This is a genomic window from Rhodococcus sp. NyZ502, from assembly GCF_041464245.1.
Lineage (GTDB): Bacteria > Actinomycetota > Actinomycetes > Mycobacteriales > Mycobacteriaceae > Rhodococcus_F > Rhodococcus_F qingshengii.
The window spans coordinates 2,170,806-2,189,532 of record NZ_CP167155.1 but is presented as its reverse complement, the minus strand read 5'-3'; the positions used below and the strand labels follow the sequence as shown (position 1 = coordinate 2,189,532).

The 18,727-nt window shown below is 62.6% G+C and carries 19 protein-coding genes; 11 read left to right on the top strand and 8 right to left on the bottom strand.

The features are described 5' to 3' along the window. Positions 1-33 precede the first annotated feature (33 nt). Positions 34-1,272 carry a hypothetical protein gene (locus ACBG85_RS10215; RefSeq protein ID WP_063316661.1) on the top strand — a complete coding sequence of 413 codons (1,239 nt, stop codon included), beginning with the start codon at positions 34-36 and terminating at the stop codon, positions 1,270-1,272. 15 nt (positions 1,273-1,287) lie between these two features. Here ACBG85_RS10215 and ACBG85_RS10210 read toward each other — a convergent pair whose 3' ends face one another. The 3 genes from ACBG85_RS10210 to ACBG85_RS10200 are packed head-to-tail and all read right to left on the bottom strand — an operon-like array spanning position 1,288 to position 4,075. Then, complete coding sequence (locus ACBG85_RS10210) at positions 1,288-2,373, bottom strand: adenosine deaminase (RefSeq protein ID WP_003940981.1); 1,086 nt, start codon at positions 2,371-2,373, stop codon at positions 1,288-1,290. A gap of 9 nt (positions 2,374-2,382) precedes the next feature. Further along, positions 2,383-3,678: a thymidine phosphorylase gene (locus tag ACBG85_RS10205; protein ID WP_003940738.1), complete on the bottom strand. Its 1,296-nt coding sequence runs from the start codon at positions 3,676-3,678 to the stop codon at positions 2,383-2,385. Beyond that, on the bottom strand, positions 3,671-4,075 hold the full coding sequence (locus ACBG85_RS10200; RefSeq protein ID WP_003940810.1) for a cytidine deaminase: 405 nt from the start codon (positions 4,073-4,075) through the stop codon (positions 3,671-3,673). The genes ACBG85_RS10205 and ACBG85_RS10200 overlap by 8 nt, the downstream gene beginning before the upstream one ends. 253 nt (positions 4,076-4,328) lie before the next feature. Between ACBG85_RS10200 and sdhC the strand changes: the two genes are divergently transcribed. From sdhC to ACBG85_RS10180, 4 genes are read left to right on the top strand one after another with little or no spacing between them, the layout of a single operon-like run. Next, the gene (sdhC, locus tag ACBG85_RS10195) at positions 4,329-4,733 is read left to right on the top strand and encodes a succinate dehydrogenase, cytochrome b556 subunit (RefSeq protein WP_020969155.1); all 405 of its coding nucleotides are present in this window, start codon (positions 4,329-4,331) and stop codon (positions 4,731-4,733) included. A gap of 1 nt (position 4,734) precedes the next feature. Further along, the gene (locus ACBG85_RS10190; protein ID WP_003940699.1) at positions 4,735-5,190 is read left to right on the top strand and encodes a succinate dehydrogenase hydrophobic membrane anchor subunit; all 456 of its coding nucleotides are present in this window, start codon (positions 4,735-4,737) and stop codon (positions 5,188-5,190) included. A 15-nt stretch (positions 5,191-5,205) separates the two neighbouring features. Next, positions 5,206-6,957, top strand: coding sequence for a succinate dehydrogenase flavoprotein subunit (sdhA, locus tag ACBG85_RS10185; RefSeq protein ID WP_003941011.1), 1,752 nt, complete (start codon positions 5,206-5,208; stop codon positions 6,955-6,957). After that, positions 6,957-7,724 (top strand): succinate dehydrogenase iron-sulfur subunit, encoded by a 768-nt coding sequence (locus ACBG85_RS10180; RefSeq protein WP_003940925.1) that lies wholly within the window; start codon positions 6,957-6,959, stop codon positions 7,722-7,724. Before sdhA ends, ACBG85_RS10180 begins: the two co-directional genes overlap by 1 nt. A gap of 58 nt (positions 7,725-7,782) precedes the next feature. On the opposite strand, the gene ACBG85_RS10175 is transcribed toward ACBG85_RS10180, so the two are convergent. Continuing rightward, positions 7,783-8,805: a LacI family DNA-binding transcriptional regulator gene (locus ACBG85_RS10175; RefSeq protein ID WP_083057767.1), complete on the bottom strand. Its 1,023-nt coding sequence runs from the start codon at positions 8,803-8,805 to the stop codon at positions 7,783-7,785. A 75-nt stretch (positions 8,806-8,880) separates the two neighbouring features. Between ACBG85_RS10175 and ACBG85_RS10170 the strand changes: the two genes are divergently transcribed. From ACBG85_RS10170 to ACBG85_RS10155, 4 genes are read left to right on the top strand one after another with little or no spacing between them, the layout of a single operon-like run. Further along, positions 8,881-9,672: an SDR family oxidoreductase gene (locus tag ACBG85_RS10170; RefSeq protein WP_065455150.1), complete on the top strand. Its 792-nt coding sequence runs from the start codon at positions 8,881-8,883 to the stop codon at positions 9,670-9,672. Then, positions 9,672-10,712: a Gfo/Idh/MocA family oxidoreductase gene (locus ACBG85_RS10165; protein WP_372027390.1), complete on the top strand. Its 1,041-nt coding sequence runs from the start codon at positions 9,672-9,674 to the stop codon at positions 10,710-10,712. The genes ACBG85_RS10170 and ACBG85_RS10165 overlap by 1 nt, the downstream gene beginning before the upstream one ends. Next, positions 10,709-11,575, top strand: a complete 867-nt coding sequence (locus ACBG85_RS10160; RefSeq protein ID WP_007727332.1) for a TIM barrel protein — start codon at positions 10,709-10,711, stop codon at positions 11,573-11,575. The genes ACBG85_RS10165 and ACBG85_RS10160 overlap by 4 nt, the downstream gene beginning before the upstream one ends. Beyond that, on the top strand, positions 11,572-12,573 hold the full coding sequence (locus ACBG85_RS10155; protein ID WP_082893249.1) for a Gfo/Idh/MocA family protein: 1,002 nt from the start codon (positions 11,572-11,574) through the stop codon (positions 12,571-12,573). Before ACBG85_RS10160 ends, ACBG85_RS10155 begins: the two co-directional genes overlap by 4 nt. Positions 12,574-12,631: 58 nt before the next feature. Here ACBG85_RS10155 and ACBG85_RS10150 read toward each other — a convergent pair whose 3' ends face one another. From ACBG85_RS10150 to ACBG85_RS10135, 4 genes are all read right to left on the bottom strand, one after another. Further along, the gene (locus ACBG85_RS10150) at positions 12,632-13,444 is read right to left on the bottom strand and encodes an ATP-binding cassette domain-containing protein (protein ID WP_007727336.1); all 813 of its coding nucleotides are present in this window, start codon (positions 13,442-13,444) and stop codon (positions 12,632-12,634) included. 3 nt (positions 13,445-13,447) lie between these two features. Beyond that, positions 13,448-14,506, bottom strand: coding sequence for an ABC transporter permease (locus tag ACBG85_RS10145; protein WP_003940759.1), 1,059 nt, complete (start codon positions 14,504-14,506; stop codon positions 13,448-13,450). Positions 14,507-14,569: 63 nt separating this feature from the next. Beyond that, the gene (locus ACBG85_RS10140; protein WP_007727338.1) at positions 14,570-15,571 is read right to left on the bottom strand and encodes a substrate-binding domain-containing protein; all 1,002 of its coding nucleotides are present in this window, start codon (positions 15,569-15,571) and stop codon (positions 14,570-14,572) included. A gap of 160 nt (positions 15,572-15,731) precedes the next feature. Continuing rightward, positions 15,732-16,733 carry a LacI family DNA-binding transcriptional regulator gene (locus tag ACBG85_RS10135; RefSeq protein WP_118602482.1) on the bottom strand — a complete coding sequence of 334 codons (1,002 nt, stop codon included), beginning with the start codon at positions 16,731-16,733 and terminating at the stop codon, positions 15,732-15,734. 115 nt (positions 16,734-16,848) lie between these two features. Here ACBG85_RS10135 and ACBG85_RS10130 point away from each other — a divergent pair, with 115 nt between their 5' ends. Together ACBG85_RS10130 and ACBG85_RS10125 are read left to right on the top strand one after the other, a co-directional pair. Further along, entirely contained in the window at positions 16,849-17,874 is a 1,026-nt protein-coding gene (locus tag ACBG85_RS10130; RefSeq protein WP_372027387.1) for a Gfo/Idh/MocA family oxidoreductase, read from the top strand. Continuing rightward, positions 17,871-18,647 (top strand): TIM barrel protein, encoded by a 777-nt coding sequence (locus ACBG85_RS10125; protein ID WP_080726629.1) that lies wholly within the window; start codon positions 17,871-17,873, stop codon positions 18,645-18,647. Before ACBG85_RS10130 ends, ACBG85_RS10125 begins: the two co-directional genes overlap by 4 nt. Positions 18,648-18,727 lie beyond the last annotated feature (80 nt).

Below are 18,727 nucleotides of genomic sequence, written 5' to 3'. Positions count from 1 at the left end.
GCCTTTCGCGCTGCGGTGGATAGGCTTCCGCCCATGGCTGGAGACATCGTCCCTATCGAAATCGGACTCACCGACGGAGACCTCGTCACTTTGTGGGCACCTCGCTGGCGCGAGGGCGACGACGAGTGGGAAGCGTTTCTCGGCCATGAGGAAGACCTCTACGGGTTCTCCTCCGTCGCGGAACTCGCGGCCTTCATCCGAACGGACTCCGACAACGACCTGGTCGAGCATCCGGCGTGGGCCGTCGTCTCCGGACTGTCGGCAGCCGAGTTGGAACCGGAAGAGAACTTCACGTTCGATTTCGTCGGCGTGCCGGAACTGGCCGCAGGTGACCCTGAGGCACTGGCGGTCTCGGAACTCGAAGACACCCTGAACATGGCTCGCAACATCGGTGAGGTGTGCGAACTCGACGCGGTCATCCGCTTCTTCAGCGGCCATCCGGTACTCGGCGCGCTTGCCACCGGCGCCGGCACCTTCGAAGGCCGCGAAGGCCTGGAGTTGTGGGACCAGGTCGGCGCTGCGATCGTCAAGGACTGGGACGCCGTTCTCGACGCCATCGACAAGGTGGTCACCTCCCCGAAGGTCGATGCAGCTGCTGTGGCGGTGGCCGAAGCTGAACTGCTCGCTGCCGCCGAGAACACCGTCGACGCCGACGATGTCGCCGAGGAGGGCGAGGACGAGGAATTCGACGAAGACGACCTCGAAGAGGACGAAGACGAAGTCGAGACCTTCTGGGGTGAGGTCGGTGTCGACCCGATCCGCATCATCACCTCGGCCGAGACGTTCTACACTCTGCGCTGCTACATGGGGGATCAGGCGATCTTCCTCGGCAAGGACGGACTGATCACCGTCTTCCGTAGCGAGCGCGCACTCGCTCGCTACCTCGCCGACAACCACGAACACGATCTCTCGCAGGTCAGTACGTACGGCGAAATTCAGAATGCGGCCGTCGACGGTTCACTCGAAATCGAGGTCACGGACGAGAACGTCTACGTTCTGCCCGGTATCGCCGACGACCTCGCCCAGGGCCCGGACGTCGTAGATGCCGAGCAGCTGGAACTCGCCGTCGAATTGTTCACCGATGCAGCAGATTTCGCCGACGACGACTCCACCGAGGAGGCTCTGTCCGCGTCGAACGAGCTGGGTTGGTACGTCTCGTACCTCCTCAACCCCGATCCGTCGCGGATGGCTCCGAGTGCGCCGTTCACCAAGGAATCCGAGGCCTGGCGCGAACTCGAGCGCGAGTTCGAGGCCCGGCTTCGATCTGAGTAGTCGGGCGCACGTCATCTAGCCGATGAGCACGGCGTAGCCCGGCTTGATGACGTCGTCGATCAACGCGAGGCGCTCGTCGAACGGGATGAAGGCCGACTTCATCGCGTTGATGGTGAAGCGTTCGAGATCGGTCCATCCGTAACCGAAGGTCTCGACCAACGCGGCCATTTCCCGGCTCATGGTGGTGTCGCTCATCAGCCTGTTGTCGGTGTTGACGGTCACTCGGAAGCGCAAGTCCGCCAAGAGTCCGAACGGATGGTCCGCCAGGGCGGCTACGGCTCCGGTCTGCACGTTCGAACTCGGGCACAGTTCCAGGGGAATGCGCATGTCACGGACGTAGTTCGCGAGCCGACCCAACTCTGCCCCACCTGGCACGCCTACGTCGATGTCGTCCACGATCCGCACGCCGTGGCCCAACCGATCCGCTCCGCAGAAGGCGATGGCTTCGTGGATCGACGGCAACCCGAAAGCCTCACCCGCGTGAATCGTGAAGTGAGCGTTCGCGTCACGCATGTACTCGAAAGCATCGAGGTGCCGGCTCGGTGGGTTACCGGCCTCGGCACCGGCGATGTCGAACCCGACAACCCCGCGGTCCCGGAATCGCACCGCGAGTTCGGCGATCTCCCGCGACCGCGCGGCATGCCTCATCGCCGTGAGAAGACAGCCGATGCGGATCTCCCGTCCCGCGACCCTGGCAGCGGATTCGCCGGCCCGGAAACCTTCGAGAACGTGCTCGACGACCTCGTCCAAACTCAGGCCTTGTTCCAGGTGCTGCTCGGGCGCAAAACGGACCTCGGCATAGACGACGTTGTCGTCGGCCAGATCCTCGGCACACTCACGTGCCACCCGTGCGAGCCCTTCGGGGGTCTGCATCACGGCGACTGTGTGCGCGAACGTTTCGAGGTAGAGCTCGAGCGATCCACTGTCAGCGGCAGTTCGGAACCATTGCGCCAGTTCGGATGCCGTATTCGCCGGCAGCTCGTCGTAGCCACATTGCTCGGCCAGTTCGAGAACGGTCTCGGGTCGGAGTCCTCCGTCGAGATGATCGTGGAGAAGAACTTTGGGTGCGCTGCGGATCGTGGTCAACTCCGGTGCGTTCATTCGCCAACGCTAACGCGAATCACCCACAATTCGCTCGATGAGCAACGGTCGCGAAACGGTGTCGGAATCGGTCCCGATCGACCATCCACCGCCGAGGCTTCGTCGCGCTGCATCAAATCTCTCGGGAGTGTCGGTGTGCAATGTCATCAGCTTCTGCCCGGCACGGACCACGTCGCCAGGCTTTGCATGCATCTCGATGCCGGCACCGGCCTGAACGGCTTCGCCCTGCCGTTCGCGTCCGGCTCCCAGTTTCCAGGCCGCGATGCCCACCGCCATGGCGTCGAGTCGGGTCAGTACGCCGTCCCGGTCCGCGGTGACGACGTCGCTGTGCCGGGCCACCGGCAGCGTCGCGTGTGGGTCCCCACCTTGGGCGGCGATCATCGCGCGCCACCGGTCCATTGCCGTGCCGTCGGCCAGTTTGTCGGCGGGGTCGATACCGTCGATCCCAGCCGCTGACAGCATCTCCCGAGCCAGGACCAGGGTCAGCTCGACGACGTCCGACGGCCCGCCGCCTGCCAGCACCTCGACGGATTCACGTACCTCGAGGGCGTTGCCCGCCGTCAATCCGAGCGGGGTGTCCATCCCGGTGATGAGAGCGCTTGTACGCACGCCGGCGTCGTTGCCAAGCTCGACCATCGTGCGTGCCAACTCTCGCGCGTCGCCGAGGTCCTTCATGAACGCTCCGGAACCGACCTTGACGTCGAGCACCAGGGCGCCGGTTCCCTCGGCAATCTTCTTGCTCATGATCGAACTTGCGATCAGCGGAATGGATTCCACCGTTCCGGTCACGTCGCGCAGCGCGTAGAGCTTCTTGTCCGCGGGGGCCAGATTCGCTCCGGCAGCGCAGATCACCGCGCCGATTTTCGGGTCCGAGAGAATGTCGACCATCTCCGTCGCCGTGAGCTCGGCTCGCCAACCTGGAATGGCCTCGAGCTTGTCGAGAGTTCCACCGGTGTGGCCGAGTCCGCGGCCCGACAACTGCGGGACTGCAAGACCACAGGCAGCGACGAGGGGTGCAAGCGGAAGGGTGATCTTGTCCCCCACTCCACCGGTCGAATGCTTGTCGACGGTGGGCAGCGGCAAGTCCGAAAAGTCCATCCTCCCGCCGGATTCGATCATCGCCTCGGTCCATCGACCGGTCTCTGCTCGCGACATTCCGCGGAAGTAGATCGCCATCGCGAGCGCCGACATCTGCTCGTCACCGACGATCCCCTGTGTGAACGCCTGAACTATCCAGTCGATCTCGGTTCCCGACAGCTCGCGGCCGTCACGCTTGGCGCCGATGATGGAAACTGCGTCAAACATGGCGGAGCCCCTCTGCTTGTTCCGGCCCGAAAGCATCAGGCAACAGCTCGCTCAGCGGCTTGAACCCACTGCTCGTGTCGACAAGCATCTCACCCCCGCCGTGCTCGAGGAGAAGCTGTCTGCACCGGCCGCACGGCATCAGAATCGAGCCCTTCGCGTCGCAGCACGTGAAGGCAAGCAGCCGGCCACCCCCGGTGGCGGCCAAGTTACCGACGAGTCCACATTCGGCACACAGGCTCAAACCGTATGAGACATTTTCCACATTGCATCCTGAGACGATCCGACCATCGTCTACCAGGGCAGCTGCACCCACTGCATAGCCCGAGTACGGTGCATAAGCCTGCCGCATGACCACTTGCGCGTTGTGCCGCAACAACTTCCAGTCGATGTCGCCCATGGTTCGTTATCCAATCACGCCGACTGAATGGATGCAGAAACCACGCCGAAACAGTCTCGGCGAGATTGGAAAGGCAAACCTTACAAAGAGTTTGGTACGCGTACGAATCCCGCATCTGATTAGTTCCCGGTTTCACATAGGTTTAGAGTCTGAGTCAAGTCGGTTCAGGATCCCGTCGAGCCCGGGCTGAGGTACATCGAAGCTCTCTGCAGGCTCGACGCGTCCACCAATGACGTTGGAGGCACAGCACTCGATGAGTACTACGACTGAAGCCGCTCCTCAGAAGGAGCGCACGAGGTCGCTTTACCGGGGCGACCCCGGAATGTGGTCCTGGGTTCTACACCGGATCACAGGCGTCGCTACTTTCTTCTTCCTATTCGTACACGTTCTCGATACGGCACTCGTTCGGGTCAATCCCGATACGTACGACGCCGTCATCGACACGTACAAGAACCCCCTCGTCGGCCTCATGGAGATCGGCCTCGTCGGCGTAGTCCTCTACCACGCCCTCAACGGCGTGCGCGTGATGTTGGTGGACTTCTGGTCGAAGGGCCCGAAGTACCAGCGCGTCATGCTCTGGACCATTCTGACGATCTGGTTCCTGGTGATGATCCCAGGCGCCGGACGCATCCTCATCAACATGTTTGCGGAGCACTGACATGGCGACTACTCACGGACCCGAAGCCAAGAGCCTGGGCACCTCATACGACCGTCCCGCAAGCCTGGACAACCCGCGGTCCCCGCGCGCGAAGGCTCGGAACAACTTCGAGTTGTACGCATGGCTGTTCATGCGCTTCTCCGGCGTCGCCCTGATCGTTCTGGTCCTGGGCCACATGTTCATCATGCTGATGCTCGACGGTGGCGTTCACCGTCTGAACTTCGCGTTCGTCGCAGGTCGCTGGTCCAGCCCGTTCTGGCAGTTCTGGGATCTGACGATGTTGTGGCTGGCACAGCTGCACGGCGGTAACGGTCTGCGCACGGTCATCGCGGACTACTCCCGCAAGGACTCCACGCGCTTCTGGCTGACCACGATCCTCGTTCTCTCGATGATCCTGATCATGGGCCTGGGCACGTACGTCATCTTCACCTTCGACCCCAATATCTCGGCGAGCTAGGGGAGCACAGACTTCATGCAGGAACATCGTTATGACGTGGTCATCGTCGGCGCCGGTGGCGCAGGCATGCGTGCGGCAATCGAAGCTGGCCCCCGTGCCCGCACGGCCGTACTGACCAAGCTCTACCCCACCCGCAGCCACACCGGCGCGGCCCAGGGCGGCATGTGTGCCGCACTGGCGAACGTGGAGGAAGACAACTGGGAGTGGCACACCTTCGACACCGTCAAGGGCGGCGACTACCTCGCCGACCAGGACGCCGTCGAGATCATGGCCAAGGAGGCCATCGATGCGGTGCTCGACCTCGAGAAGATGGGTCTGCCGTTCAACCGCACGCCCGAAGGCAAGATCGACCAGCGTCGATTCGGTGGCCACACACGCGACCACGGCAAGGCACCCGTCCGCCGTGCGTGTTACGCCGCCGACCGCACCGGTCACATGATCCTGCAGACGCTCTACCAGAACTGCGTCAAGCACGACGTCGAGTTCTTCAACGAGTTCTACGCCCTCGACATCGCCATCACCGAGACCGAGGACGGCCCGGTTGCCACCGGTGTCATCTGCTACGAGCTCTCGACCGGCGAGCTGCACATCTTCCACGCCAAGTCGATCGTCTTCGCGACCGGCGGCTCGGGACGCATGTACAAGACGACGTCCAACGCGCACACCCTCACCGGTGACGGCATGGGCATCATCTTCCGCAAGGGCCTGCCCCTCGAGGACATGGAGTTCCACCAGTTCCACCCGACAGGACTCGCCGGTCTCGGCATCCTGATCTCGGAAGCCGTCCGCGGTGAAGGTGGCATTCTCCGTAATGCCGATGGTGAACGCTTCATGGAGCGTTACGCACCCACCATCAAGGACCTCGCTCCGCGTGACATCGTGGCGCGTTCGATGGTCCTCGAGGTTCTCGAAGGCCGCGGCGCCGGCCCGAACAAGGACTACGTCTACATCGACGTGACGCACATCCCCGAGGAAGTTCTCGACGAGAAGCTCCCCGACATCATGGAGTTCTCGCGCACCTACCTCGGCGTGGACCCCGTCAAGGAGCCCGTGCCCGTCTACCCGACGTGCCACTACGTCATGGGCGGTATCCCCACCAAGATCAACGGTGAGGTGCTGCGCAACAACGACGAGATCGTCAAGGGTCTGTACGCGGCCGGCGAATGCGCCTGTGTCTCCGTACACGGTGCAAACCGTCTCGGTACCAACTCGCTCCTCGACATCAACGTGTTCGGCCGTCGCGCCGGCATCGCTGCCGCCGAGTACGCGAACTCCACCGAGTTCGTCGACATGCCGGAAACCCCGGCCGCGATGGTCGAAGACTGGGTCGGCGTCATCCTGTCCGATCACGGCCACGAGCGCGTTGCGGACATCCGCACCGAGCTGCAGCAGTCGATGGACAACAACGCCTCCGTCTTCCGCACCGAAGAGCGCCTCACCCAGGCTCTCAAGGATGTGCGTGCTCTCAAGGAGCGCTACAACCACATCACGGTCCAGGACAAGGGCAAGCGCTACAACAGCGACCTGCTCGAGGCCATCGAGCTGGGCTTCCTCCTCGAAATGGCAGAGGTCACCGTCGTCGGCGCCCTCAACCGCAAGGAATCGCGCGGCGGCCACGCTCGCGAGGACTTCCCGGACCGCAACGACGCCGAGTACATGAAGCACACGATGGCGTACAAGGAGGGTGACGGCCTGCTCTCCGACATCCGTCTGGACTACAAGCCGGTGATCCAGACCCGCTACGAGCCGATGGAGCGTAAGTACTGATGTCTGCGCCTGCTGTAGATGCACCCAAACTCCCCGCTGTTCCTGAGGGGGCCGTCATGGTCACTCTCAAGATCGCGCGGATGAACCCCGAATCGGGCGAGGGCCAGCACTGGGACAGTTTCCAGGTCCCGGCACTGCCCACCGACCGTCTGCTCAACCTGCTCCTGTACGTGAAGGGTTACCTCGACGGCACCCTCACGTTCCGTCGCAGCTGCGCACACGGAGTCTGTGGATCGGACGCGATGCGGATCAACGGTGTGAACCGTCTGGCCTGCAAGCTGCTGATGAAGGACATGCTGCCCAAGGACGGCAAGCCGGTCACCATCACGGTCGAGCCCATCAAGGGCCTGCCCGTCGAGAAGGACCTGGTTGTCGACATGGAGCCCTTCTTCGACGCATTCCGCGCCGTGAAGCCGTTCCTCATCACCAGTGGCAACGAGCCCACTCGTGAGCGCATCCAGAGCCAGCACGACCGTGCACGTTTCGACGACACCACCAAGTGCATTCTCTGCGCATGCTGCACCACGTCGTGCCCCGTGTACTGGAGCGACGGCAGCTACTTCGGTCCCGCTGCCATTGTGAACGCACACCGGTTCATCTTCGACAGCCGTGACGAGGCCGCTTCCGAGCGTCTCGACATCCTGAACGACAAGGACGGCGTGTGGCGTTGCCGCACCACGTTCAACTGCACCGACGCGTGCCCCCGCGGCATCCAGGTGACAAAGGCTATTCAGGAAGTCAAGCGAGCACTGCTCTTCGCTCGATAGTCAGGCCTTCGGCCCTGTGCGCGGTTAGGGAGTCTCCGGACTCCTTAGCCGCGCACAGCTATGTCGGGGGCATGTTGAGCGGTGTCACGACTTGAACCGGTGACGTCGTAAAGCCGAAGTGAGCGCCCATAGCGCCGTGTTCCTTCATGACCACCTGACAGGCAGTGCGAACATCCGCACGCAGATCGTGGTGGAGCACCGCCGATATTCGCTTCTCCCCCAGCAACTTTCGATTGTCACCGTCGAGATCGTGGGCGATGAAGACACTGCACTCCCGGTTCAATTCTTCGAACGCGTCGACCGTGGCCAGGTTGCCACCACCGATCGAATACACGGCACGGATCTGCGGATCGGATTCGAGTGCCGCTCGCACCAATTTCCTACTCGTCTGATCCAGACCGTCACTGTTCGGAATGTCGATCAACCGTCGATGCGGAGCCGAGACTCGCATGGCGGAGCGAAATCCCATCTCCCGTTCTTCCTCCCCGCGGAAGAACCCACTGCTCATGCTGACCAGCACGTTGCCTTCCCGATCCCCCAGCCACTGATCTATCAAGTACGCGGCGGTGGCTCCAGCGGCTCGGTTGTCGATGCCGATGTAAGCGGCTCGCCTGCTGCCGGCAACGTCGGTCACCAACGTGACGACCGGAATCCTTGCCGCCACCAACCGGTCGATCGCCGCCACGACTTCCGGAGTGTCGGGAGCCTTGACGATGACTCCGTGGGAGCCACGCCGGCGAATCTTGTCGAGCGTCGACGTCATCGCTTCTACCGAACCGGTTTCACGAAAGTGAAACCTGGAACGAACTACAGCGGGTGCAAGGGTGGGCAGTTCGGCCTCGAGCGCGTCACGGACGGCGTCGGAAAACCTTGCAGGAGTTTGCAACACGACGTCGACGATGAACGTGCGACCGACCAGTTTCAGTTGCGAGCGTTGACGTTCCAGGTCCGTGATCGCCTGGCGAACCTCCGATCGTGTGCCGTCGCGAACTCCAGGACGGTCGTTGAGCACCCGGTCGACGGTGGCCTCACTCAGGCCCGACTGCTGAGCGATCTCCCGTACTTTGAATCGATGCGCCACAACTACCTCACGATGATGGATATTTGATGGTTTTTTGCTGTTGCTCGAGGTCTTCGTCACAGCCAGACTAAACCCATGACTTCTACGCCGGGCGTAACCAGGCCCACACTCCTGGCCGACACCGTCTTACTGGTCAGTGGCGGCTCGCAAGGCGTCGGCGCCGGAATCGTACGCGCCGCAGTCCGTGAGGGCGCTCAGGTGGCTTTCACCGGCCGACGCCCGGACGTCGGAAAGGCTCTCGAGACAGAACTTCCGGGAACTCACTTCATCGAAGCCGATGTGGCACAAACGGATTCCGCGCTCGACAGCGTGGCCGAGACGATCTCTCACTTCGGCCGCGTGGATGCTCTGGTCAATTCCGCCGGGCTCACTTCACGCGGAACGCTGCTCGACACCACCGAAGAACTCTTCGACCAGCACATCGCGGTGAACCTTCGCGGTCCGTTCTTCACGATGCAGGCAGCAGTCAAAGACATGCGCGAGCGTGCGGTCCCCGGGTCCATCGTCAACATCATCTCCACGTCCGAACTCGGCGGGCAGCCGTATCTCGCGCCGTACGTGGCAGCGAAGGCCGGGCTGGCGGGGCTGACCCGCAACGCCGCCCATGCGCATCGCTGGGATCGTATCCGGATCAACGGTCTCGACATCGGGTGGACACAGACCGAGGGTGAAGACCTCACGCAGAGAGCTTTTCACGACGCTGGTGACGACTGGCAGGAACGCGCGGGCAGCACCCTCCCCATGGGCAAGCTCGGACAGGTCGACGAAATCGCCGACTTCGTCGTCTTCCTGCTCTCCGATCGCAGCGGAGTCGTGACGGGTTCGATCATCGACTGGGACCAGAACGTCTTCGGAGGGCTGGACTGATGGGCGCTCGCATCGGAGTCGTCGGCCTCGGACGAATCGGCAGCTACCACGCCCGAAATCTACTGACGCTAAACGGCGTCGCCGCACTGGTTGTCACCGATGTCGACGCTCGCCGAACCGCGGACGTGGCAAGCGAACTCGACGTGGAGTCCGCTGCCGATCCCGACGCGCTTCTAGCGTCAGGCATCGACGGCGTTCTGATCGCCGCGCCGTCGAGTTCACATGCCGAATTGATCGAAGCCGCTGTTCGCCTAGACATCCCGACGTTCTGCGAAAAGCCGGTAGCCGACTCCATCGAATCCTCCGTTCGTGTACTCGCGACTGCCGAGCAGACGTCGGTACCAGTCCAGATCGGATTTCAGCGCCGATTCGACCCGTCATTTGTGGCGGCGTACGACGCGGTTCGATCTGGAGAACTCGGTTGGATCCACACTCTCCGATCGACCACCCTCGATCCCGCTCCCCCGCCGATCTCGTACATCGAACACTCAGGCGGCATCTTCCGCGACTGCTCGATCCACGACTTCGACATCGTACGGTGGATCAGCGGCCGCGAAGTCACCACTGTTTTTGCCACCGGCTCGAATCAGGGTGATCGCGGGATCGCCGATGCCGGTGACGTCGACACCGCCGCAACGGTTCTCACTTTCGAAGGCGGAACCATCGCGGTCGTGTCGAATACCCGCTACAACGGCCGCGGCTACGACTGCCGACTCGAGGTACTCGGCTCGGCGGACTCCGTCGTTGCCGGGCTGGACGACCGCTTGCCACTCCGCTCCCTCGACCCCGAAACATCGTTCCCCTCGAAGGAGCCGTACACGTTCTTCATGGACCGCTTCACGTCCGCCTACCGTGCGGAACTCGAAGCATTCCTCGGCGTTGTCGCCGGGCGTCGGGAATCACCGTGCACGCCCGCAGATGCGGTCGAGTCGGCCTGGATCTCCGAAGCTGCAACGCACTCTCTGCGCGAGGGTCGGCCCGTCACGATCACCGAAGTCAAAGATCTGTTCCTTCACGACAAGAATGAGGCACACACATGAGCACTCCTCGCATCGCCGGCGCACCGATCTCCTGGGGCGTGTGCGAAGTCCCGGGCTGGGGCTACCAGCTCGACCCTGCGCAAGTCCTCCGGGAAATGCGCGAAGTCGGTCTGGCGGCAACGGAAATCGGACCGGAGGGCTTTCTGCCGACTGCACCCGCCGAAATGGCCAAGGTGCTCGCGGATCACGATCTGAGCGCAGTCGGCGGGTTCGCACCGGTACTGCTGCATGATCGCGATCATGATCCGGTTCCCGGCATCTCCCCCATCCTCGACGGTTTCGTCGCCTCGGGTGCCGAGGTTTTGGTCCTGGCCGCCGCGACGGGTTCCGACGGCTACGATTCACGCCCGGAACTGGACGAGCAGAGTTGGAAAACCCTGCTGCACAATCTCGATCGCCTCACCGACGCCGCGGCCGAGCGCGGAATCAGGGCAGTTGTCCACCCTCACGTCGGAACGATGATCGAGCAGCGCGACGAGGTCCTGCGAGTGCTCGACGGCTCGGCCATCCCCCTGTGCCTGGATACCGGCCACCTGTTGATCGGCGGCACCGATCCGGTCGACCTGGCGCGTCAAGCTCCCGAGCGCATCACCCACGTGCATCTCAAGGACGTCGACGATGCCCTCGCATCACGCGTTCGCAGAGGTGAGCTCACCTACACCGACGGCGTGAAGGCGGGAATGTACCGTCCACTCGGTGGCGGCGACGTCGACATCGCCGGTGTCACAGCCATATTGCAGCGCCACGGTTTCGACGGGTGGTACGTGCTCGAGCAGGACACCATTCTGGCCGAAGCGCCGTCGGACGAAGGACCGGTGCGCGATGTGCGAGCGAGCGTCGAGTATCTGCGGTCGGTTCTGTGACACCTACCCCGCTGCGGATAGGCATTCTGGGAGCCTCACGCATCGCCGAGAACGCGATGATCAAACCTGCAACGGCCACCGGGCACCGCCTGGTGGCCGTTGCCGCACGCGACCCCGAGCGGGCCAGAGCCTATGCGGCCCAGCACGGGATCGAACGGGTGGTCGGTTCGTACGCCGAGCTGATCTCGGATCCGGAGGTGGACGTCGTCTACAACGCGCTACCCAACAGCCTGCACGGACCGTGGAATCTCGCCGCCGTTCGGGCCGGCAAGCACGTGCTGACGGAGAAACCGTTTTCGAGCAACGCGGTGGAAGCGCGTGCTGTAGCCGAGGCAGCGCGCGTGAGCGGAGTGACGCTGCTCGAGGGGTTCCACTACCTCTTTCATCCGGTGAACCGGCGCCTGCTGGATGTGGTTCGGAGCGGCACAGTCGGCGCGGTCACTCGGGTGGAAACCGTACTGCGGATGCCCACACCATCCGAGAACGACCCGCGGTGGGAGCTCGCCTTGGCAGGCGGGTCACTGATGGACCTGGGCTGCTACGGGTTACATGCTTCCCGGACGCTGAGTGACGTCTGTGGCGGTGCGCCAGTGGTGACCGGGACCCGCCACGAGGAATACGCTCCGGGGGTCGATTCGTGGTTCGACATCGAACTCGAATACCCCAGCGGCGCCACGGCATCCGTGGTGACCACGATGTTGGACGAGCGGTATCACTTCACCTTCCGAGTATTCGGCACTGAAGGAGACGTCCTGGTGCACAACTTCCTGCAGCCGGACATCGACGACCGTGTCTCCGTCACGGCCGGTGGGCGCACGAGCGTCGAGCATCTGGGCACGAAGTCGTCGTACACCTATCAACTCGAAGCGTTCGCCGATCATCTGTCCGGGGTCTCGGCGCTGCCGATCGGGCCGGGTGACGCGGTAGCCAACATGACGATGATCGACGAGGCGTACATGCATTCCGGCCTCGGGGTTCGGCCGACGACCATCCTGTGACGAAACGACTACAGCCTCGGTTCGATTCGAACCGAGGCTGTAGTCGCGAGGTTTTGATCTAGCGGCGAAGCTCGTGGGTCAGCGTCTCGAGCTCGTCACCGCCCGCCATCTCCTTGGTCAGTTCTTCGAGTGAGATGTCGTCGTACTTGGCGTCAAGCTTCTGCCTGCCTCGGTTGAGGAGCACGAAGTGATCGCCGACCATGTACGCGTGGTGCGGATTGTGCGTGATGAAGATGACGCCGAATCCCTGTTCCTTGGCAGCGGTGATGTAGCGCAACACCATTCCCGACTGCTTGACGCCGAGCGCTGCTGTCGGCTCGTCGAGAATCAGCACGCGCGCGCCGAAGAAGATGGCGCGGGCGATGGCAACACACTGACGCTGACCGCCCGAGAGACTACCGATCGGTGCGTCGACGTCAGGTAGTTCGATGCCCATCTTCGACAGTTCCGAAAGAGTCGTCGCGCGCATGGCGTTGGCGTCGAGCGACTTGATCAGACCACCCTTGCGCAGTTCCTGCCCGAGGAAGAAGTTGCGCCACACCGGCATCAACGCAACGACGGCGAGGTCCTGATAGACCGTCGCGATGCCTTTGCCGAGAGCTTCTTTCGGCGAGTGGAACGTTGTCGGTTCACCGTCGACGAGTAGTTCACCTTCGCTCTGTTGGTGCAGACCGGCGATGATCTTGATCAGCGTGGACTTGCCTGCGCCGTTGTCACCGAGCACGCCTGTTACTTCACCCGCACCGACGCGCAGGTTGATTCCCTTGAGCGCGATGATGTTTCCGTATTGCTTACCGACGTCCTTGAGCTCGATCAGTGGCACGTTGCCGCCCGAGTTCGAGAGAGCGGGAACTTCAGCTGTGGTACTCATGTGTCACCTTTTCGCAGCGTAGTTGCGGAATGCGTTGTTGGCGATGACCGCGAAGAGCAGCATGGCGCCGAGGAAGAACTTGAACCAGTCCGGGTTCCAGCCTGCGTAGACGATGCCCTGGTTGGTCATACCGAAGATGAATGCACCGATCGCAGCGCCGATCGCGGTTCCGTAACCACCGGTGAGCAGACAACCGCCGATGACTGCGGCGATGATGTACAGGAACTCGTTACCGACACCCTGACCGGACTGAACGGTGTTGAACGAGAACAGCAGATGCATGCCCACGAACCAGGCAGCAAAGCCGACGGTCATGAACAAGCCGATCTTGACTGCGGTCACCGGCACACCGATCGCGCGGGCACTGTCCTGATTGCCGCCGACCGCGAAGATCCAGTTGCCGATCTTGGTCTTGAACAAAACAAATGTTGCAATCGCGGTGAACAGCAGCCACCACACGACCGTGATCTTGACGGACACCCCGAAGACCGAGAACGACGACGCGAATACCTTTTTGGCGGAATCGAATCCAGCCATGTCGGAGACGCTGGGTGTGGCCACCTGACCACTCACGAGCTTGGTGACGGCCAGGTTGATACCGGTCAACATCAGGAAAGAACTCAAGGTGATGAGGAAGCTGGGAATCTTCGTCTTCATGACGAGGTAGCCGTTGAAGAATCCGACGGCGAGCGAGACGACCAGCGCCAGAATCGCGCCCACCCACAGGTTGAGGTGCAGGTTGTAGGCGATCATCGACGCGGCGAGCGAGGACGTGGTGACTGCGACGCCGGCGGAGAGGTCGAACTCGCCGCCGATCATGAGCAGGGCGACCGCGCAAGCCATGATGCCGATCGTGGAGCTGGAGTAGAGCACTGTCGCAAGCGCTTCCGGCGTACGGAACGGTGCCGCGACGATACAGAAGAAGATGAAGATGGCGATGGCGCCGACAAGTGAACCCATCTCCGGGCGGAGCAGCAGACGCTGAATGCGCTTTTGCTCCTTCACCCGTTCATCGGTCACGACTTTATGGGCGGCAAGGTCGAGATCTGCCTGAGTGGACATGATTTCCCTTCCGTGCTGGACAGGCGCACGGAGTGCGGACTCTCAGCCCTCCGTGCGCCCTGATCAGCGAGTTCCGTTCTTGGCGTACTCGGCGACCGAGTCGATGTTGGTGTTGTCGATGAACGCGGGTCCGGTCAGGGTGGGCAAGCCACCACCGATCACGTTGCCGTTGTTGAGGTAAAGCCACAGCGAATCGATGGCGAGGTAGCCCTGCAGGAAGGGTTGCTGGTCCACTGCCCACTGCACGTCACCGGATTTGATGGCGTCGACGAGCGCCGCGTTGGTGTCGAAGGTGACGACCTTCGCCTTGCTTCCCGCATTGCCGACCGACGTCACGGACGTCAATGCGAACGGCGCACCGAGCGCGAGAACTCGATCGATTGCCGGGTCCTGTTGAAGTTTCGCGGTGATGGTCGACTCCACCGACGGCATGTCCTTGCCGTTGACGTTGAGAATCTCCGTCGTTCCCTTGAACGACTTCTTCACACCGGCGCACCGTGATTCGAGGCTCACGTTGCCCTGCTCCTGAATCACGCACAGCACCTTGGTGGCACCTTCGGTGTTGAGTCGCTCGCCGGCAGCTTCACCGGCAATCGACTCGTCCTGACCGAAGTACTCCTTGACGCCCATGTCCTTCCAGGTTTCGAGGCCCGAGTTGAGGGCGACCACCGGAATGCCCGCGGCGGTGGCACTTTGGACCGCTGCAACCATGGCGTCGGGCTTCGCGAGCGTGACGGCGATCCCGTCGACCTTGCTGTCGATCGCACTCTGAACCAAGTTGGCCTGGTTCGGTGCCTCGGGATCGGCGGAGTACCGAAGTTCGATGTTGTCCTTGGCCGCTGCGGTTTCGGCGCCCTTGCGCACCAGATCCCAGAACGTGTCACCGGGAACCTCGTGGGTGATCATCGCAATGGTGGCGCGGGGCGTGTCCGCCGTACCCGCGCCCATTCCGGATCCGGAAGAATCCGGCTTTCCGCCGGTGCTTGAACAGGCGGCCAGACCCAAGACCACGACTGAGGCTCCGGCCAGTACGGCAACGCTCTTGCGTCCCGTGAGAAACGACATGTGAACTCCCTCTCGACATCAACCAACGGCCCGCGAACGGATGGTGCTCGGTTGTATGTGAAAGATGTAATACCCGTCACAGTCGAATGTCAATAGTTTGTTCTGACATTAGGACTGCTTATCAAAGACCAGACAAACTGAAGGGAGTGGAAAGGCCAGGTCAACGCGCTGCAGGTCCAGTTGAACCTCGAACCACTAGTTGTGGCTGCGCGACTATGTCCTTGCCCAAGAGTCCACTTCCGCCATCGAGACGTTCGGAGATTCGCTCCACCGCGGCGCCACCCAGAAACGCCGTGTCCTGCCCGACACTGGTCAGATCGATGTGCACCAAACCTGCCAATGCACTGTTGTCGAATCCGATCACGGAGACGTCGCCGGGCACCGAGACTCCCGCACGCAAGAAGACGTCCAGGACTCCTAGCGCGCAACGATCATTGAAAGCGAAGACCGCACCGGGAATCCCTTGTTCGACCATCGACCGCGCGGCGTCCGCGCCGAACTCCTCCGTGAGGCCGCCGGGAAGTATCCGCGATTCCAGTCCGGCCGCCCGCATGGCCTTCCGGTAGCCCTGACGCCTCTCCTGGGCGCCCGGACCGCGTCCGCCGTCGACATGGACAATCGAGCGGTGCCCGAGTCCGACGAGATGATTCACGGCCATCACGGCGCCCGCCTCGTCGTCCGTGCGGACAACGTCCACATGTGCTGAGGGCATCTTCCGGGCGAGCACGACGACGGGAACCTTGGCCGCCAGGTCGACGATCTCCGATTCCGGCGCCTGCGAACCCAACAGCAAGATCGCCTCGCATCGGTCGTCGAGCAGGGTGCGCACGGCGCGCGAGCCAGGCCTGCGGTCCGAGACGGCGCTGAGAACGACGTCGTAGCGCAAGCGTTCGGCTGCGTCGTAGATCTCGTCGAGCAGCTCCGCGTGAAAGGTTTGCGCGGCAACATAACTGACACCGATCAGGCGGCTGCGATGCTGGCGCAGCAGTCGCGCCGCGTTGTCGGGTCGATAGCCGAGTTCGTCCGCGGCCGCCTTGACCCGTACCCGCGTCGCATCGCTGGCACCCGGGACATCACGAATGACGATGGACACCAGTGCGCGTGACACACCGGCCAGGTCTGCTACGTCTTGCAAGGTGGGGCGTCGACTGTTCACCTCCACAGACTAGATCGTTCCAGCGAATACACGCCGAAACGTTGACGCACGAGGCAACCAGCGCTTTACTGACACGACTAGAACGATCTAGTTCCTCATCCTCACTCCGAACGGAGCCCCCATGTCTGTCTCTGTTGCAGTCGGTCTGGTCGGCGCTGGATGGATCGGCCGTTTCCACGGCGAGTCCGTCGCGCTGCGTATCCCCGGCACCCGTCTCGTCGCCGTCGCCGATCCTGCGCCCGGCGCTGCGGCGTCGTTGATCGAACGTGTCAGTCCCGACGCCCGCGCGTACACCGACGCCCTTGAGCTGATTGCCGATCCGACCGTCGAAGCGGTGCTCATCAGTACGCCCGCATCAACTCACACCGATCTCGTGGTAGCAGCAGCGGAGGCCGGCAAGCATGTCTTCTGCGAAAAGCCGATGGCTTTGACACTCGAGGACGCCGATCGCGCAATCGGCGCATGCGCCGCGAACAATGTTGCGCTGCAGGTCGGTTTCAACCGGCGCTTCGCCGCCGACTTCGCCGCGGCACACGACGTGATCACCTCCGGTGGGATCGGGACACCGCAGCTACTTCGCTCTCTGACTCGCGATCCGGGAATCACCGCCGACGTCGCCTCTCGAGTCAAGCCGTGGACGATCTTCAACGAGACACTGATTCACGACTTCGACGCCCTGCTCTGGCTCAACCCGGGGGCACGCGTCGTCGAGGTGTTCGCGCAGGCCGATGCTCTCGTCCATCCGCAGTACAAGGAGCAGGGGTACCTCGATACGTCGATGGTTCAGTTGCGGTTCGACAACGGCGCCTTCGCGTCGGCCGAGGCCAACTTCCAGGCCACCTACGGTTACGACGTTCGCGGCGAGGTTTTCGGTTCCGGTGGAATGGTGAGTGCAGGCGAGGTCACGCGGACCGCGATGCGTCATTACAGCTCACCGGGCGTTCGGGCCGACACACCTCGGGTGAACATCGAACTGTTTCACGACGCCTATGTTGCCCAGCTAGCGCACTTCGCAGACTGCATCCGCTCCGGCAGCGCGCCGTCGGTCGACGGTCTCGATGCTCGCAACGCCCTGGAAATCGCACTGGCTGCAAAAGAATCCGTGGAAACCGGACTGCCCGTATCGCTGCTGTCGGTGCCGCAGTGAGCCCCTTCGATTTGGCAGTCTCTGCCGAGATGACGTTCACCGAACTCCCTGTCGTCGAACGCATTCGGCGGATCTCGGAGGCGGGGTTCGCAGCCGAGATCTGGAGTTGGCAAGACAAGGACCTCGATGCTCTGGTCGCCACCGGGGCTCGGTTCTCCTCGATGACCGGCTATCTTCACGGCGATTTGTTCGACGAAGCGGGCAGCGCCGAACTCGTACGAACAGCGGCGCTATGCCTCACGCCGGCAGCGAAACTCGGCGTTCCTCGGCTGAACTTCCATACCGGCGAGCTGATCGACGGACAGGCCGCGCGCCCGCAGTATCGAACTACGGGAGCGATGTGGCTGACGGCCCAACGCGCTCTCGAGAAGATCGCGCGACTGGGTGAAGACGCCGGAGTCGTCTTCTGCCTCGAGAATCTCAATACGATCGTCGATCACCCTGGCGTACCGATGGCCAGAGCCAAAGACACTCTGGCACTGGTGGAATCCGTCTCACACCCCAACCTCAAGATGATGCTCGACCTCTACCACGCACAGATCGGCGAAGGAAACCTCATCGAACTCGTGCGGCGTTGTGGTGACAACATCGGCGAGATTCAGGTGGCCGACGTACCCGGCCGATGCGAACCCGGAACCGGCGAGATCAACTACCCAGCCATCGCACGCGTTCTCGCCGAGCAGGGTTACACCGGCACGATCGGATTGGAGGGCTGGGCATCCGGAGACAGTGACACCGCACTCACTGCTTTCCGGAACGCCTTCACTCTCTAACTCTCACCCAGGAACGTGATCCCGTCGTAGCGCGCAGATCTTCCGTCACCGGTCGAGTCCAAGGGGAGCGCTTCCTGAGG